This window comes from Pseudomonas sp. FR229a (assembly GCF_030209115.1).
Lineage (GTDB): Bacteria > Pseudomonadota > Gammaproteobacteria > Pseudomonadales > Pseudomonadaceae > Aquipseudomonas > Aquipseudomonas moraviensis_A.
Genome location: NZ_JARVSP010000025.1, coordinates 1 through 22452, shown reverse-complemented (window position 1 = coordinate 22452; position 22452 = coordinate 1). Strand labels below are relative to the sequence as shown.

The window sequence follows — 22452 nt, the reverse complement described above, 5'->3', positions numbered from 1 at the left end:
CGAGGTGGCAAAAAGGGGGCCAAGCCCCCTTTTTGCTTACTGAGTCAACGCCAGGGGCGTCGATTACTCAGCTGCAGCCTGAGTTTCTTCAGCTGCGAATTCAACAGTACCGCCAGAAACATTGTTGCGACCACGGATCACTGCGTCAGCCATCGAACCCATGTACAGCTGGATAGCGCGGATTGCGTCATCGTTGCCTGGGATGATGTAGTCAACGCCTTCCGGGCTGCTGTTGGTATCGACAACGCCGATGACCGGGATGCCCAGCTTGTTGGCTTCGGTGATCGCGATGCGCTCGTGGTCAACGTCGATCACGAACAGTGCGTCTGGCAGACCGCCCATGTCCTTGATGCCGCCCAGCGAACGATCCAGCTTCTCAAGATCACGGGAGCGCATCAGCGCTTCTTTCTTGGTCAGCTTGGCGAAAGTACCGTCTTCGGCTTGAACTTCAAGGTCACGCAGACGCTTGATGGAAGCACGAATGGTCTTGAAGTTGGTCAGCATGCCGCCCAACCAGCGGTGATCGACGTACGGCGAACCGCAACGTGCTGCTTCTTCAGCAACGATCTTGCCAGCGGAACGCTTGGTGCCGACGAACAGAATCTTGTTTTTGCCCTGGGCCAGACGCTCTACGAAAGTCAGAGCTTCGTTGAACATTGGCAGGGTTTTTTCAAGGTTGATGATGTGAATCTTGTTACGCGCGCCGAAAATGTACTTGCCCATTTTCGGATTCCAGTAACGGGTTTGGTGACCGAAGTGCACACCGGCCTTCAGCATATCGCGCATGTTGACTTGGGACATGATAGTTCCTTGATAAGTCGGGTTTGGCCTCCACGTATCCCAATGACCAACCAGAGGCATAAAGCCCAAGGCACCCAGGTCATCGTGTCGACACGTGTGTGGATTTAAGCTTTTCGGGGCATCCCCGGAAAGCGGCGCATTTTATACCACAGGGTGCGCAGAAACGGAACCCGGAATCTGTATTCGCACCCGCGACCGGGGCGCGGCCCCCTTGGAATCGGCCTGACGGACTCCATTGTATAGAGAGAAGCCAGACATGCAGGCGCGGATTTGCGCCTCCCGTCTGGTAGAATCGCGTTTTTCAGGGTCGCACAATCCACACCTGCCACCCAATTCGTATCCGTAAGCGCCGCCGAGCGCAGAGAGAGCCTGTATGACCGTCAACCTCAAAACCCCCGAGGACATCGCTGGCATGCGTGTCGCCGGCAAACTGGCCGCCGATGTGCTGGAAATGATTGCCGAACACGTCAAGCCGGGCGTGACCACTGATCAGCTCAACCAGATCTGCCACGATTACATCGTCAATGTGCAGCAGGCCATCCCTGCCCCGCTCAACTACAAGGGTTACCCGAAGTCGATCTGCACTTCGATCAACCATGTGGTCTGCCACGGCATCCCGAATGACAAGCCGCTGAAAAACGGCGACACCCTGAACATCGACGTCACAGTGATCAAGGACGGCTACCACGGCGACACCAGCCGTATGTTCCACGTCGGCGAAGTGCCGGTCTGGGCCGAGCGCCTGTCGCAGGTCACTCAGGAATGCATGTACAAGGCGATCGAGATCGTCAAACCCGGCTGCCGCCTCGGCGACATTGGTGAAGTGATCCAGAAGCATGCAGAAAAGAATGGTTTCTCGGTGGTGCGCGAGTTCTGCGGCCACGGTATCGGCAAGGTCTTCCACGAAGAACCGCAGATCCTGCACTACGGTCGCGCCGGCACCGGCATGGAACTGAAGGCTGGCATGACCTTCACCATCGAGCCGATGATCAACCAGGGCAAGGCCGACACCAAGGTACTGGGCGACGGCTGGACGGCGATCACCAAGGACCGCAAGCTCTCGGCCCAGTGGGAACACACCCTGCTGGTCACCGACACCGGCTACGAGATCTTCACTTTGCGCAGCGATGACACCATCCCGCGCGTCTCGGCCTGATTCCCAAAACGCTCCCAGCCTATAGAAGGAAAGCCAATCGATGCCGCAGGTGGATCCCGAACTCTTCGACCGCGGCCAGTTCCAGGCTGAACTGGCCCTTAAAGCGAGTCCTATCGCGGCGTTCAAGAAGGCGATCCGCCAGGCCCGCGAGGTCCTCGACACGCGTTTTCGCAATGGCCGCGACATCCGCCGCCTGATCGAAGACCGCGCCTGGTTTGTCGACAACATCCTGCAAAAGGCCTGGGAGCAGTTCAACTGGAGTGAAGACGCCGATATCGCTCTGGTGGCAGTGGGCGGCTACGGTCGCGGCGAACTGCACCCCTACTCCGACATTGATCTGCTGATCCTGCTCGACAGCGCTGACCACGAAGTTTTCCGCGATTCCATCGAGCGTTTTCTTACGCTGCTGTGGGACATCGGCCTGGAAGTCGGCCAGAGCGTACGCTCGGTCGACGAGTGCGCCGAAGAGGCCCGCGCCGACCTGACCGTGGTCACCAACCTTATGGAAAGTCGCACCATCTGCGGCCCGGAGCGTCTGCGCCAGCGCATGATCGAGGTGACGAGTACCGCACACATGTGGCCGGCCAAGGAGTTCTTCCTGGCCAAGCGTGCCGAGCAAAAGGCCCGTCACCACAAATACAACGACACCGAATACAACCTCGAACCCAACGTCAAAGGTTCGCCCGGCGGCCTGCGCGATATTCAGACGATTCTCTGGGTCGCCCGCCGTCAGTACGGCACCCTCAACCTGCGCGCGCTCGCTGGCGAAGGCTTTCTGGTCGAAAGCGAAAACGCCCTGCTCGCCTCCTCCCAGGAATTCCTCTGGAAGGTGCGTTATGCCTTGCACATGCTCGCCGGCCGCTCCGAAGACCGGCTGCTGTTCGATCATCAGCGCACCATTGCCGGGCTGCTCGGTTTCGAGGGTGACGACGCCAAACAGGCAGTCGAAAACTTCATGCAGCAGTACTTCCGCACGGTGATGAGCATCGCCCAACTCAGCGATCTGATCATTCAGCATTTCGAGGAGGTCATCCTCGCCCCGGAAGATGAAGCGCCGCCGCAACCGATCAACTCACGCTTCCAGTTGCACGACGGTTACATCGAAGCGCGCAATGACAACGTGTTCCGCCGCACGCCGTTCGCCATGCTGGAGATTTTCGTGCTGATGGCCCAGCAGCCGGAAATCAAAGGCGTGCGCGCCGACACGATTCGTCTGCTGCGCGAACATCGTCATCTCATCGATGACAACTTCCGCAACGATATCCGCAACACCAGCCTGTTCATCGAGCTGTTCAAGTGCAAGATCGGCATCCACCGAAATCTGCGGCGGATGAACCGTTACGGCATTCTCGGGCGTTATCTGCCGGAGTTCGGCTTTATCGTCGGGCAGATGCAGCATGACCTGTTCCACATCTATACGGTCGATGCGCACACGCTGAATCTGATCAAGCACCTGCGCAAACTGCAGTACACCCAGGTCTCGGAGAAATTTCCGCTGGCCGCCAAACTCATGGCCAAGTTGCCCAAGCCCGAACTGATCTACATGGCCGGCCTGTACCACGACATCGGCAAGGGCCGGCATGGCGATCACTCGGAGATCGGCGCGGTCGATGCCGAAGCGTTCTGCCAGCGCCACCAGTTGCCGGTGTGGGACAGCCGCCTGATCGTCTGGCTGGTGCAAAACCACCTGGTGATGTCGACCACCGCGCAGCGCAAGGATCTGTCCGACCCGCAGGTGATCCACGATTTTGCCCAGGCGGTCGGCGACGAAACCCGCCTCGACTACCTCTATGTGCTGACCGTGGCCGACATCAACGCGACCAACCCGACACTGTGGAATTCATGGCGCGCCAGCCTGTTGCGCCAGCTCTACACCGAGACCAAACGAGCCCTGCGCCGGGGTCTGGAAAATCCGGTGGACCGCGAAGAGCAGATCCGCCAGACGCAGAGCGCCGCGCTGGACATTCTGGTGCGCGGTGGCACCGACCCGGACGACGTCGAGCAACTCTGGGCGCAACTGGGCGACGACTATTTCCTGCGTCATACCGCCGGCGACGTCGCCTGGCACAGCGACGCGATCCTGCAGCAACCGGTCGATGGTGGGCCTCTGGTGCTGATCAAGGAAACCACCCAGCGCGAGTTCGAGGGCGGCACGCAGATCTTCATTTATGCGCCGGACCAGCATGACTTCTTCGCCGTGACCGTGGCGGCGATGGACCAGCTCAACCTGAACATTCACGACGCCCGGGTCATCACATCCAGCAGCCAGTTCACCCTCGACACCTATATCGTGCTCGACAACGAAGGCGAATCGATCGGCGACAACCCGGCGCGGATCAAGCAGATCCGCGAAGGCCTCACCGAAGCCCTGCGCAACCCGGACGACTACCCGACGATCATCCAGCGCCGCGTACCGCGCCAGCTCAAGCACTTCGCCTTTGCGCCGCAAGTGACGATCCACAACGACGCCCAGCGTCCGGTGACCGTGCTGGAACTGACAGCGCCCGACCGGCCGGGTCTGCTGGCGCGGGTCGGGGGAATTTTCCTCGAGTTCGACCTGTCGCTGCAGAACGCCAAGATTGCGACCTTGGGCGAGCGCGTGGAAGACGTGTTCTTCATCACCGATGCGCACAACCAGCCGCTGTCCGATCCGCTGCTGTGCAGCCGTTTGCAGGATGCGATCGTCGAACAGCTGAGCGTCAATCAGGAACCGGATATCAAACTTTCGCGGATCAGTATTTGAATCAACCCATTACCCCGGTGGGAAGGATTGCTCAGATTCCAGCCTGTTAATCGAATCCCTGTAGGAGTGAGCCTGCTCGCGATGGCGATGCACCCGCTTGCATAGACATTGAATGTGCGGCCCTCATCGCGAGCAGGCTCACTCCTACAGGTCTGATGAACAGTCCAGGATCGGTGTTTTGCCCCACCTTGACCGAGGCCCCGATGAACAACGCTCTGAACCAGCTCCAGCCGTACCCGTTCGAAAAGCTCCGTGCCCTGCTCGGCAGCGTCACGCCGAACCCGGACAAGCGTCCGATTGCCCTGTCGATCGGCGAGCCGAAACACCGTTCACCGAGTTTTGTCGCCGAAGCCCTGGCGAACAATCTGGATCAGATGGCGGTGTACCCGACCACCCTCGGCATTCCGGCCCTGCGCGAAGCCATCGCCGGCTGGTGCGAGCGTCGCTTTGGCGTGCCGAGCGGCTGGATCGATCCGGCGCGCAATGTGCTGCCGGTCAACGGCACCCGCGAAGCGCTGTTCGCCTTCACCCAGACCGTGGTCAACCGTGGCGACGATGCACTGGTGGTCAGCCCCAACCCGTTCTATCAGATCTACGAAGGCGCGGCGTTTCTCGCCGGGGCCAAGCCGCATTACCTTCCATGCCTGGATGAAAACGGCTTCAACCCGGATTTCGATGCCGTTTCGCCAGATATCTGGAAGCGCTGCCAGATCCTGTTCCTGTGCTCGCCCGGCAACCCGACCGGCGCGCTGATTCCGGTCGAGACCTTGAAGAAGTTGATCGCCCTCGCCGATCAGTACGACTTCGTGATTGCCGCCGACGAGTGCTACAGCGAACTGTACTTCGACGAGCAAACCCCGCCGCCGGGCCTGCTCAGCGCCTGCGTTGAACTGGGCCGCAACGACTTCAAGCGCTGCGTGGTCTTCCATAGCCTGTCCAAGCGCTCCAACCTGCCGGGCCTGCGTTCAGGCTTCGTTGCCGGCGATGCCGACATCCTCAAAGGCTTTCTGCTCTATCGCACTTACCACGGTTGTGCGATGCCGGTGCAAACCCAACTGGCCAGCGTTGCCGCATGGAATGACGAAGTGCACGTGCGCGCCAACCGCGCGCTGTATCGCGAGAAATTCGATGCGGTGCTGGAGATCCTCAGCCCGGTGCTGGACGTGCAGCGTCCGGATGGCAGCTTCTACCTGTGGCCGAATGTGCAGGGCGATGATGCGGCGTTCTGCCGTGATCTGTTCGAGCAGGAGCATGTGACTGTGGTGCCGGGCTCGTATCTGTCTCGCGATGTCGATGGCGTCAATCCTGGCGCCGGCCGTGTGCGCATGGCATTGGTTGCGCCGCTGGCTGAATGCGTTGAAGCCGCCGAACGAATTCGCGACTTCATCACCCGACAGCAGTGATCAGCGAACGCTTGCAGCAGCGGCCCTGCTGCAAGCGTTCAAACGGCTATTTGACCTGCCCCAGATTCGCCTCGCTCAAATCCAGTTCCCCCAGCACTTCTCGCAACACGTCATCACCGATCTGGTGCTGACGGCTCAGGCTGTAGAGCTCAAGCCGCTGCGCCCTTAGCGCTTTCAACCGCAAGCGCCGCTCAAGCAGATCCATCTGGAACGCCAGCGCCTGGGCTTCGGCGGAATCGTTGAACACATCGAGTTGATGACGATATTCGGACATGATCCGCGCCTTGAGCTCCGCTGCCAACGCCGCTTGCGCAGCATCCTGCGGCACCACCTCTTCGGTTTCCAAGGAATGAATCGCGGCTTCAGCGGTCTTGCGCCAGGCATCACGCACTTCCTGGCGACGCTTGTCGTCCGGACTTTTTTCGATACCGCGCAGCAGCAAGGGCAGCGCAATACAGGCCGAGACCAGCGACAGCAGGATCACCCCGGCAGCGATGAAGATCAGCAAGTCGCGTTCAGGAAAAGCCTCGGTGCCGATCAGCATCGGCACCGACATCACGCCCGCCAGCGTCACCGCCCCGCGCACACCGCCCACCGTCAACAACCAGCAGGAGCGCGCCGTCGGCACTTGCGTCAGCTCGCCCTTGCCGCGCAATCGGCGCAATAACACCGACAAACGCCAGATGCTTTGCACCCAGATGAACCGCAGCAGCACCAGCGCCACGAAAATCGCCAGTACATCGAGGCAGCGATAGAACAGCGTCGGCCACAGCGTCGGTTCGTGGCTGACCACGGCTTTGATGATGTCCGGCAATTGCAGGCCGAGCAGCAAGAAGATCAAGCCGTTAAAAGCAAATTCGAGCAATGACCAGACGCTGCGATTGAGTAATCGTGTACTGGTCTGGCGTGGCAACAGATCGAGCCAGCTCTGCATCATCCCCGCCGCCACCGCCGAAAGAATGCCCGAGGCGCCCAGACGTTCCGCCAACACGTAAGCGGCGAACGGCAGCAGCAACATGAACACCACGTGGGTCGCCGGGTCGTCCCAGCCACGCGCGATCATCCACGCCCGCAGGCGCCCGACCAGCCAGCTCAGCGCCACGCCGACCGCCAGGCCGCCCAGCGCCACCGCGACGAACGTCAGGCTGGCATTGGTCAACGAGAACACCCCCGTGACCGCTGCAGCGAGGGCGAACTTGAACGTTACCAGACCCGAAGCGTCGTTCATCAGCGCCTCGCCTTGCAGCATGTGCATCAGCGGCGTCGGCAAGCGGTTCTGCGAAATCGCTGAAACGGCTACAGCGTCCGTCGGCGACAACACCGCCGCCAGAGCAAAGGCCACCGGCAACGGAATCGTCGGCAACAGCCAGTGGATGAAATAGCCGGCGCCGACCACGGTGAACAGAACAAGGCCGACCGCCAGGGTCAGGATCGGTCCGCGCAATTGCCAGAGCGCGCGTTTGGGCATGCGCCAGCCATCGGAAAACAGCAACGGCGGCAGGAACAGAAACAGGAACAGCTCGGGATCGAGGGCGACGTGCAGGCCCAGGTTCGGCCAGGCGAGCAAGGCACCGGCGGCGATTTGCACCAGCGGCAACGGCAGCGGGATGACCCGCCCGACCAGGCGCGAGACGCTGACCAGCATCAGCAGGATGAGGACGGTGTAAGCAGTTTGCATAAAGCGAAAATCTCAGGCGATCGACAGCGTTGAACTGCCATATTAGCCCCTTAGGCTGTGGCTGACCGTTGCACCTATGTCGCACGGCCGGAACGCGACCCCATTGTGGGAGCGAGCCTGCTCGCGAAAGCGGTCGTTCAGCGCACTGAGATAATGACTGACATGGCGTCTTCGCGAGCAGGCTCGCTCCCACAGGGTTTTGCATGGCCAAATCGACCTGAGGCGCCGCGAAACCGTCCGGTCATGGCATAATCCGTCACCATTTTTTTCCAGCACCTGTAAAGGGGGCGATTCCTTGGCCGTTTCAAGTAAAACGTTGCACCTTTTCGGCATCAAAGCCTGCGACACCATGAAAAAGGCGCGCACCTGGCTCGATGAACACGCTGTCAGCTACGACTTTCACGATTACAAGACCGCCGGCATCGACCGTGAGCACTTGACCCAATGGTGCGACGAGCACGGCTGGCAAACCGTGTTGAACCGCGCCGGCACGACCTTTCGCAAGCTCGACGACGAACGCAAAGCCGATCTCGACCAAGCGAAAGCCATCGAACTGATGCTCGCACAACCCTCGATGATCAAGCGCCCGGTGCTCGATCTCGGTGACCGAACCCTGATTGGCTTCAAGCCAGATATCTACGCGGCCGCTCTGAAGTAAGCAGCCCGTTACTCTTTGTAGAGGTATTCACATGTCCAATTCCCTGTTCAGCATCGCCTTTGGTGTCGGCACCCAGAACCGTCAAGGCGCCTGGCTGGAAGTGTTCTACGCACAGCCACTGCTCAACCCATCGGCCGAACTGGTTGCCGCTGTTGCGCCGATCCTCGGTTACACCGAAGGCAACCAGGCCATCACTTTCACCACCGCACAGGCTGCACAACTGGCTGAAGCCGTGAAAGGCATCGACGCCGTGCAAGGCAAGCTGCTGACCCGTCTGGCCGAAAGCCACAAGCCGCTGGTCGCCACCCTGCTGGCCGAAGACGCGCAACTGACCTCCACGCCTGAGGCATACCTCAAGCTGCATCTGCTCTCGCACCGCCTGGTCAAGCCGCACGGCGTCAGCCTCGCCGGTATCTTCCCGCTGCTGCCGAACGTGGCGTGGACCAGCCAGGGCGCGATCGACCTCAGCGAACTGGCGGAAATGCAACTCGAAGCGCGTCTGCGCGGCGAACTGCTGGAAGTGTTCTCGGTAGACAAGTTCCCGAAAATGACCGACTACGTAGTACCGGCCGGCGTGCGTATCGCTGATGCCGCGCGTCTGCGTCTGGGCGCCTACGTCGGTGAAGGCACCACCGTCATGCACGAAGGTTTCATCAACTTCAACGCCGGCACCGAAGGCCCGGGCATGATCGAAGGCCGGGTTTCCGCTGGCGTATTCGTCGGCAAGGGTTCGGACCTGGGCGGCGGTTGCTCGACCATGGGCACCCTGTCGGGCGGCGGCAACATCGTGATCAAGGTCGGCGAAGGCTGCCTGATCGGCGCCAATGCCGGTATCGGTATCCCGTTGGGCGACCGCAACACCGTTGAGTCGGGCCTGTACGTGACCGCGGGTACCAAGGTTGCGCTGCTGGACGAAAACAACAACCTGGTCAAGGTGGTGAAGGCGCGTGAGCTGGCCGGCCAGACTGACCTGCTGTTCCGTCGTAATTCGGAAACCGGTGCTGTGGAATGCAAGACCCACAAATCGGCGATCGAACTGAACGAAGCGCTGCACGCTCACAACTAAGCGCCTGGACGATCGATTGTAGGAGTGAGCCTGCTCGCGATAGCGGTGTATCCGTTGCGGATACGTTGACTGACACACCGTCATCGCGAGCAGGCTCACTCCTACAGGTTTGGCGTACATCCCGCCCAAGTTCACAGGGCTGAACAAATGATGATTCCCTCCCCCTGGCGCGCCGATTTCCCTGCTATCGCCGCCCTGCAACGGCAAGACCAGACCTATCTGGACAACGCCGCCACCACGCAAAAACCCCAGGCCCTGCTCGACGCACTGACGCATTACTACGCCAATGGCTCGGCCAACGTGCATCGCGCGCAACACTTGCCCGGCGCCCACGCCACGCAGGCGTTCGAGGACAGTCGGCTGAAGGTTGCCCAGTGGCTGAACGCGGGTGACAGCGGGCAGATCATTTTCACCCACGGCGCCACCAGTGCGTTGAATCTGCTGGCTTACGGTCTCGAGCATCTGTTCGAGCCCGGCGATGAGATTGTCATCAGCGCTCTGGAGCATCACGCCAACCTGCTGCCGTGGCAGCAACTGGCGCAACGCCGCAACTTGAAGCTGGTGATCCTGCCGCTGGACGTAGACGGCCTGATCGACCTCGCCGCCGCCGTGCAGCTGATCGGCTCGCGCACCCGTTTGTTGGCGGTCAGCCAATTGTCCAACGTGCTGGGTGCCTGGCAGCCACTGACCGCTTTGCTCGGCATGGCCAAGGCGCACAACGCTCTGACCGTGGTCGATGGCGCGCAGGGTGTGGTGCACGGTCGCCATGATGTGCAGGCGCTGGGTTGCGACTTCTATGTGTTCTCCAGTCACAAGCTCTATGGCCCCGATGGCCTTGGCGTGCTGTTCGGGCGCAACGCTGCGCTGGAGCAATTGCAGCCATGGCAATTCGGCGGCGAGATGGTGCTCGACGCCAACTATCACGATTCGCGCTTTCGCCCGGCGCCACTGGGTTTCGAGGCGGGCACTCCGCCGATTGCCAGTGTCATTGGCCTGGGTGCGACCCTGGATTATCTGGCCGGGCTGGATCAGCCAGCCGTGTCGGCCCACGAAGCGGCGCTGCACGACTATCTGCTGCGCGGCCTCGCTGCTCGTAATGGCATTCGTCTGCTGGGCAAGCCGCAATTGGCGCTGGCCAGTTTCGTCGTCGAAGGCGTGCACAACGCCGATCTCGCGCACTTGCTGACCGAACAGGGCATCGCCGTGCGCGCCGGGCATCACTGCGCCATGCCGCTGATGAAAAGCTTCGAACTGGCCGGCGCGATTCGCGTGTCGCTGGCGCTGTACAACGATTCGGAAGATCTCGAGCGCTTTTTCGAGGCCCTGGATCAGGCGCTGGAGTTGTTGCGATGAGCTTGCCGGTTGAAGCAGCCGAAGCGCTGCAGACTTTTCAGAATGCATCGGGCTGGGAACAGCGAGCGCGGTTGCTGATGCAGTTTGGTGATCGTCTGCCGCCGTTGGCTGACGCGCAAAAGTGCGAGGCCAATCGAGTGCATGGCTGTGAAAGCCAAGTGTGGCTGGTGGGGGATTTGCGCGACGGGCACTGGCAGTTCAGGGCGAGCAGCGATGCGCGGATGATTCGCGGGTTGGTGGCGTTGCTGCTGTTACGGGTTAACGGGTTGTCGGCGGCTGAGTTGCGGCAGGTGGATCTGCCGGAGTGGTTCACTCAGTTGGGGTTGTCGCGGCAGTTGTCACCTTCGCGCAGTAATGGCCTCAATGCCGTGCTCACGCGGATGAATGAGTTAGCTCAATAAAAGCGGCTGCTCCGCAGCCATCGCGAGCAGGCTCACTCCTACAATTTGGAATGCGTTCCCCTGTAGGAGTGAGCCTGCTCGCGATAGCGCCCTCAGCCTCAACTTCAAGCCTGAGGTTTTACTCGGTCAGCAGGGCGCCGCACCCCCGCGACAATCTTGTCCACAGCCTTGGTCGCCGCGACCATGCCGAACGTCGCCGTGACCATCATCACCGCGCCGAACCCGCCGGCGCAGTCGAGCTTCACGCCGTCGCCGACAAAACTCTTCTGCAGGCAAATGCTGCCGTCCGGTTTCGGGTAGCGCAGCTGTTCCGTGGAGAACACACACGGCACGCTGTAGTGCCGGGTCACGGTGCGGGAGAAGCCGTAGTCACGGCGCAAGGTCGAGCGCACCTTCGAGGCCAGCGGATCGTTGAAGGTGCGGTTGAGATCGCAGACCTGAATCAGCGTCGGGTCGATCTGCCCGCCCGCGCCGCCGGTGGTGATGATCTGGATCTTGCGGCGTTTGCACCAGGCGATCAGCGCCGCTTTGGCGTTGACCGCATCGATGCAGTCGATCACGCAGTCGATGTTCGGCGTGATGTATTCGGCCATGGTGTCGCGGGTAACGAAATCGGCCACGGCGTGCACCGTGCAATCAGGATTGATGCCGCGCAGACGCTCGGCCATCACCTCGACCTTGGGTTTGCCCACGGTGCTGTCCAAGGCGTGCAATTGGCGGTTGGCATTGCTGACGCAGACGTCATCAAGGTCGAACAGCGAGATCTCTCCCACCCCGCAACGGGCCATGGCTTCCGCTGCCCAGGAACCGACGCCACCGACGCCGACGATCGCCACATGGGCAGCGCGCAAGCGTTCCAGGCCCTCGATGCCATACAAACGGGCGATGCCTGCAAACCGCGGATCTTCTGTACTCATGACCATTACCCCAAAAACCGGCGCGCATTATAGGGCTACGCAGCGGTAAGTTTTAAGCTGCAAGCGACAAGTGTAAGAACTTAAGTCAGAGTCGGATGCCCAATGTCAGGCATTTTCCCGGCAGTTGTACGACTGGTTAACCGCCGGTGTAGGATGCGCGCCCCTCGGGCGTCTATCCGACCGATCCTTCGTTCCACAGCCTTTGGAACCCGAAACAGCTATGTCATCGCGTAAATTTGGACTCAACCTGGTGGTGGTGCTGGCCATCGCTGCCCTGTTCACAGGTTTCTGGGCGCTGGTCAATCGCCCGGTCACGGCGCCGAACTGGCCGCAGCAGATCTCCGGCTTCTCGTATTCGCCATTCCAGCAGGGGCAGTACCCCCAAAGGGATCAGTACCCGTCGGACGACGAGATGCGCCGTGACCTGGAAATCATGAGCAAGCTGACCGATAACATCCGTATCTATTCGGTCGACGGTTCGCTGGGAGACATTCCGAAACTGGCTGAAGAATTCGGCCTGCGGGTCACCCTCGGCATCTGGATCAGTCCGGATCAGGAACGCAACGAACGAGAGATCGTTAAAGCCATCGAACTGGCCAACACCTCGCGCAGCGTCGTGCGTGTAGTGGTCGGCAACGAGGCACTGTTTCGCGAGGAGATCACCCCTGAGGCGTTGATCGTTCTGCTGGATCGGGTGCGCGCTGCCGTCAAGGTACCAGTGACTACCTCCGAGCAATGGCACATCTGGGAGAAATACCCGCAACTGGCCAAGCACGTTGACTTGATCGCCGCCCACGTCCTGCCCTACTGGGAGTTCATTCCCGTCGACAAGGCCGGCCAGTTCGTCTTCGACCGCGCCCGCGATCTGAAAAAACTGTTCCCGAAAAAACCGCTGCTGCTTTCCGAAGTCGGCTGGCCGAGCAACGGGCGCATGCGCGGTGGTGCCGATGCATCGCCGGCGGACCAGGCGATTTACCTGCGCACACTGGTCAACAAGCTCAATCGCCAGGGCTTCAACTATTTCGTGATCGAAGCCTTCGATCAGCCGTGGAAGGCCAGCGATGAAGGTTCGGTCGGCGCCTATTGGGGCGTGTTCAATGCCGCGCGCCAGCAGAAATTCAATTTCGAAGGCCCGGTAGTAGCGATTCCGCAATGGCGCGTGCTGGCGATCGGCTCGGTGGTGCTGGCGCTGCTGTCGCTGACCCTGCTGATGATCGACGGCTCGGCCCTGCGCCAGCGCGGCCGGACGTTCCTGACCTTTATCGCGTTCCTGTGCGGATCGGTGCTGGTGTACATCGGTTACGACTACAGCCAGCAATACAGCACGTGGTTCAGCCTCACAGTCGGATTTCTTCTGGCACTCGGTGCACTCGGGGTGTTCATCGTCCTGCTCACCGAGGCCCATGAGCTGGCCGAAGCGGTGTGGATTCACAAGCGCCGGCGCGAATTCCTGCCAGTGCTTGGCGACTCGGACTACCGGCCGAAAGTCTCGATCCATGTGCCCTGCTACAACGAGCCGCCGGAGATGGTCAAACAGACCCTCGATGCACTGGCCGCGCTCGATTATCCGGACTTCGAAGTCCTGATCATCGACAACAACACCAAGGACCCGGGGGTGTGGGAACCGGTGCGCGATTACTGCGAAACACTGGGCCCGCGCTTCAGGTTCTTCCACGTGTCGCCGCTGGCCGGTTTCAAGGGCGGCGCGCTGAATTATCTGATTCCGCACACCGCCAAGGACGCCGAAGTGATTGCGGTGATCGACTCCGATTACTGCGTGCACCCGAACTGGCTCAAGCACATGGTGCCGCACTTCGCCGACCCGAAAATTGCCGTGGTGCAGTCGCCGCAGGATTATCGCGATCAGAACGAAAGTACCTTCAAGAAGCTTTGCTACGCCGAGTACAAAGGCTTCTTCCACATCGGCATGGTCACCCGCAACGACCGTGACGCGATCATTCAGCACGGCACCATGACCATGACCCGCCGCTCGGTGCTGGAAGAGTTGGGCTGGGCTGACTGGTGCATCTGTGAAGACGCCGAGCTGGGCCTGCGCGTGTTCGAAAAAGGCCTGTCGGCGGCGTATTACCACGACAGCTACGGCAAGGGCCTGATGCCGGATACCTTCATCGACTTCAAGAAACAGCGTTTCCGCTGGGCCTACGGCGCGATCCAGATCATCAAGCGTCATACCCGCAGCCTGCTGCGCGGCAAGGACACCGAGCTGACCCGTGGCCAGCGTTATCACTTCCTCGCCGGTTGGCTGCCGTGGGTCGCCGATGGCATGAACATTTTCTTCACCGTCGGCGCGCTGTTGTGGTCGGCGGCGATGATCATCGTGCCGCAACGGGTCGATCCGCCGCTGCTGATTTTCGCAATCCCGCCGCTGGCGCTGTTTGTGTTCAAGGTAGGCAAGATCATCTTCCTCTACCGCCGCGCGGTGGGGGTGAATCTGAAGGATGCGTTCTGCGCGGCACTGGCCGGCCTGGCGTTGTCGCACACCATTGCCAAAGCGGTGCTGTACGGCTTCTTCACCAGCAGCATTCCGTTCTTCCGCACGCCGAAAAACGCCGACAACCACGGTTTCTGGGTGGCGATCAGCGAAGCGCGTGAAGAGCTGTTCATCATGCTGTTGCTGTGGGGTGCGGCGCTGGGGATTTTCCTGGTCAACGGCATGCCGAGCAATGACATGCGCTTCTGGGTGACCATGCTGCTGGTGCAGTCGCTGCCGTATCTGGCAGCGCTGATCATGGCGTTCCTGTCGTCGCTGCCCAAACCTGTGGCCAAGCCTGAGCCGGCACCGGTCGTCTAAATCCGCAACGCAGCACTAAACGGCGGCCAACGGTCGCCGTTTTGCTTTAAGATAACCGCCATTTTGCGGGGCTTGGCGGCGTCCCCGGTTCGACTGACCGAACCCAATCCCTGTAGGAGTGAGCCTGCTCGCGATGGCGGTGTAACAGTCGATATGTATGTTGACTGATTAACCGCTATCGCGAGCAGGCTCACTCCTACAGTTGTCCGCGCCCACATTCATGATCTTCGGAGTTTTCCATGACGGCCCACGCCGACCTATCGCCGACCCTTCAACTGGCCATCGACCTGATCCGCCGTCCCTCCGTGACCCCGGTCGACGCCGACTGCCAGAAGCAGATGATGCAGCGCCTGCGCGACGCCGGTTTCACCCTGGAGCCGATGCGCATCGAAGATGTGGATAACTTCTGGGCCACTCACGGCAACAACGACGGTCCAGTGCTGTGCTTCGCCGGTCACACCGACGTGGTGCCGACCGGCCCGGTAACGGCGTGGCAGATCGACCCGTTCAACGCCGTGATCGACGAACACGGCATGCTTTGTGGCCGTGGCGCGGCGGACATGAAAGGCAGCCTGGCGTCGATGACCGTCGCCGCCGAGCGTTTCGTCGCCGATTACCCGAATCATAAAGGCAAGGTCGCGTTCCTGATCACCAGCGACGAAGAAGGCCCGGCGCATCACGGCACCAAAGCAGTGGTCGAGCGTCTGGTGGCGCGTAACGAGCGTCTGGACTGGTGCATCGTTGGCGAGCCGTCGAGCACCACGCTGGTCGGCGATGTGGTGAAAAACGGCCGTCGCGGTTCCCTCGGCGCCAAGCTCACGGTCAAAGGCGTGCAGGGTCATGTGGCCTACCCGAACCTGGCGAAGAACCCGATTCACCTCGCCGCTCCGGCGCTGGCCGAACTGGCCGCCGAGCACTGGGACAATGGTAACGACTTCTTCCCGCCGACCAGTTTCCAGGTTTCCAACCTCAATTCCGGTACCGGCGCGACCAACGTGATCCCGGGCGATCTGGTGGCGGTGTTCAACTTCCGTTTTTCCACCGAATCGACCGTCGAAGGCCTGCAAAAGCGCGTTGCCGATATCCTCGACAAGCATGGACTGGACTGGCACATCGACTGGGCACTGTCCGGCCTGCCATTCCTCACCGAGCCGGGCGCGCTGCTCGATGCGGTGTCGTCGAGCATCAGGGACATCACCGGTCGCGAAACCAAGGCGTCGACCAGCGGCGGCACCTCCGATGGCCGCTTCATCGCGACCATGGGCACGCAAGTGGTTGAACTGGGCCCGGTCAACGCGACTATTCACCAGGTCAACGAGCGCGTGCTGGCGGCGGATCTCGATGTACTGACCGAGATTTACTACCAGACCCTGATCAAGTTGCTCGCCTGATGCTCGCGTGTCCGATTTGCAGTGAACCGCTCAATGCGGTGGACAACGGCGTGGTCTGCCCCGCCGGGCATCGATTCGACCGTGCGCGTCAGGGTTATCTGAACCTGCTGCCGGTGCAGCACAAGAACAGCCGCGACCCGGGCGACAATCAGGCGATGGTCGAAGCGCGACGTGATTTCCTCAACGCCGGACATTACGCGCCAGTCGCTAAACGTCTGGCTGAATTGGCGGCCAGTTTTGCCCCGGAGCGCTGGGTCGACATCGGCTGTGGCGAGGGTTATTACACCGCGCAAATCGCCGAGGCTTTGCCCCTTGCGGATGGCTATGCGCTGGACATTTCCCGCGAAGCCGTCAAACGCGCCTGCAAGCGCAACCCGGCGATTACCTGGTTGATTGCCAGCATGGCCCGCGTGCCGTTGGCTTCGGGAAGTTGCCAGTTTCTCGCCAGCGTCTTCAGTCCGTTGGACTGGGAGGAAGGCAAGCGTCTGCTCAGCGTCGGCGGCGGCCTGATGAAAGTCGGCCCGACCCGTGGCCATCTGATGGAGTTGCGCGAGCGTCTGTACGACGAGGTGCGCGAGTACACCGACGACAAGCACCTGGCTCTGGTGCCGGCCGGCATGGCGCTGGCCCATAGCGAGACGCTGGAATTCAAGCTGACCCTGGACAAGCCCGAGGATCGCGCCAACCTGTTGGCGATGACACCCCACGGCTGGCGTGCCAGTGCCGAGCGTCGCGCGGCCGTGATCGAACAGGCCGAGCCGTTCGAGACCACCGTGTCGATGCGCTACGATTATTTCGTTCTTCAATAACTTTTGGTCTCGGGCACAGGCCCGGGGCCGGCTAAATCCGCGAATGGATTTTTCAGACCCGCAGTGAGGACATCCATGCGCCAACCGGACATCGAGATTTACCTGAAAGACGCCGACGTCGACCACAAGGCCATTTCCGCCTGGCTCGGCGCAGCGCTGGGCCCGTGCAGCGACTGGGTGCAGAAAGGCCAGACGTACAAGTGCAAGGCCGGCAACGTACCGGTGACCTGGCTGCCGAAGGCCGTGGGCAAGTGGAACAGTCTGTACCTGGAAAGCGACCAGACGCCTTGGGACGATGACATCGCCTGCGCCCGCGCAGCCTTTGCCGCGCTGAACGTCGAAGTGCGTTGCGCACCGGGAACGTGGGTCGAAGAAGAGGGTGAAGAAACCGCCGATCGCTGGATTCGCATCAGCGCAGACGGAGAAGAAGAAATCACCTGGAAAACGGCTTAAAAGCAGCTGCAAGTTACGAGCTGAAAGCTGCAAGCCTCAAGCGGAACTGCTTATAGCTTGTGGCTTGCAGCTTGGAACTTGAAGCTGCTGTTACAGGCCTACAACATCCTCGGCCTGCAAGCCCTTCTCGCCGGTAATCACCGCGTACTCGACCTGTTGACCTTCGGTCAGCGAGCGATGCCCTTCGCCGCGAATCGCGCGGTAGTGCACGAACACGTCCACCCCGTCTTCGCGCTGGATAAAGCCGTAGCCTTTGGCGTCGTTGAACCACTTCACGTTGCCGGTTTCACGTGTTGCCATCTGTTCATACTCCTTTTTTATTATTGAACAGGCTTTTCGCAGGAAAGCCTTTGAGGAACGTCAGCCTGCGTCCGACGTCCATAAAAGGGCCCCGGCGACAGACCGCCGAGTATATGACAGGTGCGAAAAGTCTCAACAGGAGATTACTTCGCCGCTTTTTTGCCGATTTTCAGCGAATCCGGCACACTATCGACCGCCCGAGCACTTGCTCGGTTTTATTCACTCACGCAGAAGCCGTATGACCCGTTCCCCGTTCCGCCGTCTTGTGTTTGGCACCCTGCGCCGCCTGCTGTATCTCTGGGTTCGCTCCGAGACCATCAATCAGTCGTCGTTCACCCTCAACCTCGACCGCAGTCGTCCGGTGTTCTACGTCCTGCAAAACCCTTCGCTGACCGATCTGGCGGTGGTCGACACCGAGTGCACCAAGGCCGGCCTGCCGCGTCCGGTGCTGGCAGTGTCGGTGGGTTCGTTGATCGAACCGGCGGCGTTTTTCTACCTGACCCCGGACCCGGACTGGCTCGGGCGCCAGGACAAGCGCGGCGCACCGCCGACCCTGACCCGTCTGGTCAGCGCGCTGACGCAGAACGCTGCCGAGGACGCGCAGATCATTCCAGTCAGCGTGTTCTGGGGTCAGTCGCCGGACAGCGAAAACAGCCCGTGGAAACTGTTGTTCGCCGACAGCTGGGCCGTTACCGGGCGTCTCCGTCGACTGCTGAGCATCATCGTCCTTGGCCGTAAAACCCGCGTGCAGTTCTCCGCGCCGATTCACCTGCGCGAGCTGATCGAACACAACAAGGGCCACGAACGCACCGTGCGCATGGCCCAGCGAATCCTGCGGGTACACTTCCGTAACCTGAAAGCCGCAGTGATCGGCCCGGACATTTCCCACCGGCGCAATCTGGTCAAGGGCCTGCTCAACCAGCCGCTGGTCAAACAGGCGATCCTCGACGAAGCCGAGCGCGAAAATATCTCCCCGGAAAAAGCCAAGGCTCAAGCCCTGCGCTACGGCAACGAGATTGCCTCGGACTACACCTACACCGCGATCCGTTTTCTCGAAGTGGTGCTGAGCTGGTTCTGGAACAAGATCTACGACGGCATCAAGGTCAACCACATCGAGGGCGTGCAGAACGTCGCGCAAGGTCACGAAGTGATTTACGTGCCATGCCATCGCAGCCACATCGACTACCTGCTGCTCTCGTATCTGCTGTTCCGGAACGGCCTGACCCCGCCGCACATCGCTGCCGGCATCAACCTGAACATGCCGGTGATCGGCAGCCTGCTGCGCCGTGGCGGCGCGTTTTTCATGCGTCGCACGTTCAAGGGCAATCCGTTGTACACCTCGGTGTTCAACGAATACCTGCACACCCTGTTCACCAAAGGTTTCCCGGTCGAGTATTTCGTCGAGGGCGGCCGCTCGCGCACCGGACGCATGCTGCAACCGAAAACCGGCATGCTCGCGATTACTCTGCGCAGTTTCCTGCGTTCGTCGCGGATGCCGATCGTGTTCGTCCCGGTGTACATCGGTTACGAGCGCGTGCTCGAAGGGCGCACCTATCTGGGCGAGCTGCGCGGGGCGAGCAAGAAGAAAGAGTCGATCTTCGACATCTTCAAAGTGATCGGCGCGCTGAAGCAGCGCTTTGGTCAGGTCGCGGTGAACTTCGGTGAGCCGATCAAACTGGCGGAATTCCTCGACGCCGAGCAACCGGACTGGCGCCAGCAGGAACTCGGCCCGCAGTTCAAACCGGCGTGGCTCAACGAAACCACCAACCGCCTCGGCGAGAAGGTCGCTCGGCACCTGAACGAAGCGGCGGCGATCAACCCGGTCAATCTGGTGGCGCTGGCGCTGCTGTCGACCACGCGTCTGGCCCTGGACGATCGCGCCATGGCACGGGTGCTGGATCTGTATCTGGCATTGCTGCGCAAAGTCCCGTATTCGCCGCACACCACCTTGCCGGAAGGCGATGGTCGCGCGCTGATCGAGCATGTGAAAGACATGGATCTGCTCGCCGAGCAGAACGATGCGCTGGGCAAGATTCTGTATCTGGACGAGCAGAACGCCGTCCTGATGACTTACTACCGCAACAACGTCCTGCACATTTTCGCCCTGCCCTCGTTGCTGGCCAGTTTCTTCCAGAGCACCTCGCGCATGAGCCGCGAGCAGATCCTGCGCTATACCCGCGCGCTGTATCCGTACTTGCAATCGGAACTGTTCATCCGCTGGAGCCTGGACGAACTCGACGCGGTGATCGATCAGTGGCTGGAAGCGTTCGTCGAGCAGGGGCTGCTGCGTTTCGAGAAGGATGTTTATCTGCGTCCGGCACCGAGTTCGCGGCATTTCGTGCTGCTGACGCTGCTGTCGAAAAGCATCGCGCAGACCTTGCAGCGTTTCTACATGACCGTGTCCCTGCTGCTCAACAGCGGCCAGAACAGCATCAGCGCCGAAGAGCTGGAAGACTTGTGCACGGTCATGGCACAGCGCCTGTCGATCCTCCACGGCTTGAACGCCCCGGAGTTTTTCGACAAGAGCCTGTTCCGCCATTTCATCCAGACCCTGCTCGACCTCGACGTACTGCGCCGCGACGAAGCCGGCAAGCTCAGCTACCACGAACTGCTTGGCGAGCTGGCCGAAGGCGCGGCCAAGCGCGTGTTGCCGGCGGAAATTCGCCTGTCGATCCGCCAGGTCGCGCTGCACCGCAGTGAAGATGCGGCGGAGCAGATTACCGCGTTGCCGGAAGCCTGACGCAAATCCCTGTAGGAGTGAGCCTGCTCGCGATAGCGGTTTTTCAGTCAACATCACTGTCGTCTGACACACCGCTATCGCGAGCAGGATCACTCCTACAATTGAATGGAGTACTACATGAACAAACTGCTAACCCTCGCCGCCGCCACGCTGCTCAGCGCCTGCCAATCAACCACCCCCGGCAAGGCCAGCCTCGACGGTGAAGTCTTCTACCTGCAACGCATCGCCCTGCCGCCGAGCGCGACCCTGAGCGTGAGCCTGCAGGACGTGTCGCTGGCCGATGCGCCAGCCGTGGTCCTCGCCCAACAAAAAGGCCCAATCGAAGGCCAGGTGCCGCTGCCGTTTCATTTGAGCTACGATCCGGCGCAGATCAAACCCGGCCACCGTTACTCGGTCAGCGCACGCATCGAGGTCAACGGCGAGCTGATGTTCATCACCACCGAAAACCACGCCGTGCAACTCGACGGCAACGACCCAAAGCCGCTGAAAATCCGCGTCGACGCCGTTCGTTAATCCATTTTTCGCCACAAGGAAGCCGCCATGCGCCGCCCTACCCTTCGCTTCGCCGCCGTCTGCGCCGGCCTGCTGATCTCTGCCAACGCCCTGGCCCTGTCGTTCAATGACCTGTCGCAGCAAGACGCCACCGGCGGCCTCAAGGACGCCCTGACCCAAGGCGCGCAGATCGCCGTGAAACAACTCGGCACCCCGGGCGGTTTCAGCAACAACCCCGAGGTGAAAATCGAGCTGCCGGGCAAACTCGGCAAAGCCGCGAGCAAGATGAAAGCCTTCGGTATGGGCGCCCAGGTCGAAGAACTGGAAACCGCGATGAACAAAGCCGCCGAATCCGCCGTGACCCAAGCGCAGCCAATCTTCGTCGACGCGGTGAAAAAAATGAGCGTGGCCGACGCCAAAGGCATCCTCAGCGGCGGCAACGATTCGGCGACCCAATACCTGAACAAATCCAGCCGCGAACAGATCCGCGCGAAATTCCTGCCCATCGTCAAACAAGCCACCGACAAGGTCGGCGTCGCGCAGAAGTACAATTCGTTTGCCGGCCAGGCAGCGGCATTCGGCGTAGTTGATGCCAAGAGCGCCAATGTTGAGAGTTACGTCACCGAGCAAGCACTCAATGGCCTGTTCGAGATGATCGGCAAACAGGAAGAAACGATCCGTCAGAACCCGGCCGCTGCGGCGACGAGTCTGGCGAAGAAGGTGTTTGGTACGTTGTAATTTCCGGACCAAAAAAAAGCCCGCTGACCTTCATCGGTTCAGCGGGCTTTTTTGCGCATCAGCTTTGTGGATCGACCTGACCGCGGACACGATTCACCGACAGTTCAGCAAGGGAAATTCTCTGCCGCTGCCCAATGGCAAGTTGGGCCGATTACGAGAGCAACGTTCGGCTTGGGATACCGAGTCAGAATTCGCACAAGAAAAAGATCAAAAGCCCCTCACCCTAGCCCTCTCCCGGAGGGAGAGGGGACTGATCGCGTTGTTTGGGCGAGGCACGCCGACGTGTGATACCGCGTCGAACACAGACTTTGAAAAGCCCAAAAGTCGGCCCCCTCTCCCTCGGGAGAGGGCTGGGGTGAGGGGCAAATCCACCACAAAACCAAAGCCAACCGCACGCCCTTCACCACTCAAAACAATGAGCGCAAGCTCGAGTACCGCTTTTGATCTTGATCCACCGGCGACGTCGGAAGGCTGAGTGGAGGGATCGATCCGGGCGTGGGAGCGCAGCGACCGTACGACGCAGTCGTACACAGCGGAAGGA

18 protein-coding genes are annotated in these 22452 nt (G+C 60.8%); 14 read left to right on the top strand and 4 right to left on the bottom strand.

Going from position 1 to position 22452, the window contains the following annotated elements:
* Positions 1-63 precede the first annotated feature (63 nt).
* Entirely contained in the window at positions 64-801 is a 738-nt protein-coding gene (gene rpsB, locus QRN33_RS20115) for a 30S ribosomal protein S2 (RefSeq protein WP_064393191.1), read from the bottom strand.
* Between the two features lie 373 nt (positions 802-1174).
* On the opposite strand from rpsB, the gene map reads away from it, so the two are divergent.
* The 3 genes from map (at position 1175) to dapC (ending at position 6103) form a co-directional block, all read left to right on the top strand.
* Positions 1175-1957: a type I methionyl aminopeptidase gene (gene map, locus QRN33_RS20110; protein WP_016771477.1), complete on the top strand. Its 783-nt coding sequence runs from the start codon at positions 1175-1177 to the stop codon at positions 1955-1957.
* A 40-nt stretch (positions 1958-1997) separates the two neighbouring features.
* Entirely contained in the window at positions 1998-4700 is a 2703-nt protein-coding gene (locus QRN33_RS20105; RefSeq protein ID WP_042606977.1) for a [protein-PII] uridylyltransferase, read from the top strand.
* Positions 4701-4903: 203 nt separating this feature from the next.
* Entirely contained in the window at positions 4904-6103 is a 1200-nt protein-coding gene (dapC, locus tag QRN33_RS20100) for a succinyldiaminopimelate transaminase (protein WP_116658178.1), read from the top strand.
* A 46-nt stretch (positions 6104-6149) separates the two neighbouring features.
* Here dapC and QRN33_RS20095 read toward each other — a convergent pair whose 3' ends face one another.
* Positions 6150-7781 carry a Na+/H+ antiporter gene (locus QRN33_RS20095; protein WP_042606975.1) on the bottom strand — a complete coding sequence of 544 codons (1632 nt, stop codon included), beginning with the start codon at positions 7779-7781 and terminating at the stop codon, positions 6150-6152.
* 295 nt (positions 7782-8076) lie between these two features.
* Between QRN33_RS20095 and QRN33_RS20090 the strand changes: the two genes are divergently transcribed.
* From QRN33_RS20090 to QRN33_RS20075, 4 genes are all read left to right on the top strand, one after another.
* Positions 8077-8439 carry an ArsC family reductase gene (locus QRN33_RS20090; RefSeq protein ID WP_038860603.1) on the top strand — a complete coding sequence of 121 codons (363 nt, stop codon included), beginning with the start codon at positions 8077-8079 and terminating at the stop codon, positions 8437-8439.
* 31 nt (positions 8440-8470) lie between these two features.
* Positions 8471-9505 carry a 2,3,4,5-tetrahydropyridine-2,6-dicarboxylate N-succinyltransferase gene (dapD, locus tag QRN33_RS20085; RefSeq protein ID WP_041478134.1) on the top strand — a complete coding sequence of 345 codons (1035 nt, stop codon included), beginning with the start codon at positions 8471-8473 and terminating at the stop codon, positions 9503-9505.
* 147 nt (positions 9506-9652) lie between these two features.
* Entirely contained in the window at positions 9653-10858 is a 1206-nt protein-coding gene (locus QRN33_RS20080) for an aminotransferase class V-fold PLP-dependent enzyme (RefSeq protein ID WP_227973775.1), read from the top strand.
* On the top strand, positions 10855-11259 hold the full coding sequence (locus tag QRN33_RS20075) for a SufE family protein (protein WP_064364262.1): 405 nt from the start codon (positions 10855-10857) through the stop codon (positions 11257-11259). Before QRN33_RS20080 ends, QRN33_RS20075 begins: the two co-directional genes overlap by 4 nt.
* Positions 11260-11363: 104 nt before the next feature.
* Here the strand turns inward: QRN33_RS20075 and tcdA are convergent, their stop codons facing one another.
* Entirely contained in the window at positions 11364-12182 is an 819-nt protein-coding gene (gene tcdA, locus QRN33_RS20070) for a tRNA cyclic N6-threonylcarbamoyladenosine(37) synthase TcdA (RefSeq protein WP_039762445.1), read from the bottom strand.
* A gap of 214 nt (positions 12183-12396) precedes the next feature.
* Between tcdA and QRN33_RS20065 the strand changes: the two genes are divergently transcribed.
* From QRN33_RS20065 to QRN33_RS20050, 4 genes are all read left to right on the top strand, one after another.
* Positions 12397-14988: a glycosyltransferase gene (locus QRN33_RS20065; RefSeq protein ID WP_285409684.1), complete on the top strand. Its 2592-nt coding sequence runs from the start codon at positions 12397-12399 to the stop codon at positions 14986-14988.
* 239 nt (positions 14989-15227) lie between these two features.
* Positions 15228-16379, top strand: coding sequence for a succinyl-diaminopimelate desuccinylase (gene dapE, locus QRN33_RS20060; protein WP_285409683.1), 1152 nt, complete (start codon positions 15228-15230; stop codon positions 16377-16379).
* Positions 16379-17188, top strand: coding sequence for a putative RNA methyltransferase (locus tag QRN33_RS20055; protein ID WP_285409681.1), 810 nt, complete (start codon positions 16379-16381; stop codon positions 17186-17188). The genes dapE and QRN33_RS20055 overlap by 1 nt, the downstream gene beginning before the upstream one ends.
* Positions 17189-17263: 75 nt before the next feature.
* The gene (locus QRN33_RS20050) at positions 17264-17641 is read left to right on the top strand and encodes a hypothetical protein (protein ID WP_064364265.1); all 378 of its coding nucleotides are present in this window, start codon (positions 17264-17266) and stop codon (positions 17639-17641) included.
* 90 nt (positions 17642-17731) lie between these two features.
* On the opposite strand, the gene QRN33_RS20045 is transcribed toward QRN33_RS20050, so the two are convergent.
* Positions 17732-17941 (bottom strand): cold-shock protein, encoded by a 210-nt coding sequence (locus QRN33_RS20045; RefSeq protein ID WP_007908870.1) that lies wholly within the window; start codon positions 17939-17941, stop codon positions 17732-17734.
* A 238-nt stretch (positions 17942-18179) separates the two neighbouring features.
* On the opposite strand from QRN33_RS20045, the gene plsB reads away from it, so the two are divergent.
* The 3 genes from plsB (at position 18180) to QRN33_RS20030 (ending at position 21911) form a co-directional block, all read left to right on the top strand.
* A complete protein-coding gene (gene plsB / locus QRN33_RS20040; protein ID WP_285409678.1) occupies positions 18180-20681 on the top strand; it encodes a glycerol-3-phosphate 1-O-acyltransferase PlsB in 2502 nt (833 codons plus the stop codon).
* A 117-nt stretch (positions 20682-20798) separates the two neighbouring features.
* Entirely contained in the window at positions 20799-21194 is a 396-nt protein-coding gene (locus tag QRN33_RS20035; protein WP_285409676.1) for a YbaY family lipoprotein, read from the top strand.
* Positions 21195-21221: 27 nt separating this feature from the next.
* Entirely contained in the window at positions 21222-21911 is a 690-nt protein-coding gene (locus tag QRN33_RS20030) for a DUF4197 domain-containing protein (protein ID WP_285409675.1), read from the top strand.
* The last annotated feature ends 541 nt before the right edge of the window (positions 21912-22452 follow it).

What these genes read in the sequence shown, in the direction of transcription:
- QRN33_RS20065 (WP_285409684.1), top strand. Translation starts at nt 12,397, where the DNA reads ATGTCATCGCGTAAATTTGGACTCAACCTGGTGGTGGTGCTGGCCATC.
- QRN33_RS20075 (WP_064364262.1), top strand. Translation starts at nt 10,855, where the DNA reads ATGAGCTTGCCGGTTGAAGCAGCCGAAGCGCTGCAGACTTTTCAGAAT.
- QRN33_RS20055 (WP_285409681.1), top strand. Translation starts at nt 16,379, where the DNA reads ATGCTCGCGTGTCCGATTTGCAGTGAACCGCTCAATGCGGTGGACAAC.
- tcdA (WP_039762445.1), bottom strand. Translation starts at nt 12,182, where the DNA reads ATGGTCATGAGTACAGAAGATCCGCGGTTTGCAGGCATCGCCCGTTTG.
- rpsB (WP_064393191.1), bottom strand. Translation starts at nt 801, where the DNA reads ATGTCCCAAGTCAACATGCGCGATATGCTGAAGGCCGGTGTGCACTTC.
- dapD (WP_041478134.1), top strand. Translation starts at nt 8,471, where the DNA reads ATGTCCAATTCCCTGTTCAGCATCGCCTTTGGTGTCGGCACCCAGAAC.
- QRN33_RS20035 (WP_285409676.1), top strand. Translation starts at nt 20,799, where the DNA reads ATGAACAAACTGCTAACCCTCGCCGCCGCCACGCTGCTCAGCGCCTGC.
- QRN33_RS20050 (WP_064364265.1), top strand. Translation starts at nt 17,264, where the DNA reads ATGCGCCAACCGGACATCGAGATTTACCTGAAAGACGCCGACGTCGAC.
- dapE (WP_285409683.1), top strand. Translation starts at nt 15,228, where the DNA reads ATGACGGCCCACGCCGACCTATCGCCGACCCTTCAACTGGCCATCGAC.
- dapC (WP_116658178.1), top strand. Translation starts at nt 4,904, where the DNA reads ATGAACAACGCTCTGAACCAGCTCCAGCCGTACCCGTTCGAAAAGCTC.
- QRN33_RS20105 (WP_042606977.1), top strand. Translation starts at nt 1,998, where the DNA reads ATGCCGCAGGTGGATCCCGAACTCTTCGACCGCGGCCAGTTCCAGGCT.
- map (WP_016771477.1), top strand. Translation starts at nt 1,175, where the DNA reads ATGACCGTCAACCTCAAAACCCCCGAGGACATCGCTGGCATGCGTGTC.
- QRN33_RS20095 (WP_042606975.1), bottom strand. Translation starts at nt 7,781, where the DNA reads ATGCAAACTGCTTACACCGTCCTCATCCTGCTGATGCTGGTCAGCGTC.
- QRN33_RS20030 (WP_285409675.1), top strand. Translation starts at nt 21,222, where the DNA reads ATGCGCCGCCCTACCCTTCGCTTCGCCGCCGTCTGCGCCGGCCTGCTG.
- plsB (WP_285409678.1), top strand. Translation starts at nt 18,180, where the DNA reads ATGACCCGTTCCCCGTTCCGCCGTCTTGTGTTTGGCACCCTGCGCCGC.
- QRN33_RS20080 (WP_227973775.1), top strand. Translation starts at nt 9,653, where the DNA reads ATGATGATTCCCTCCCCCTGGCGCGCCGATTTCCCTGCTATCGCCGCC.
- QRN33_RS20045 (WP_007908870.1), bottom strand. Translation starts at nt 17,941, where the DNA reads ATGGCAACACGTGAAACCGGCAACGTGAAGTGGTTCAACGACGCCAAA.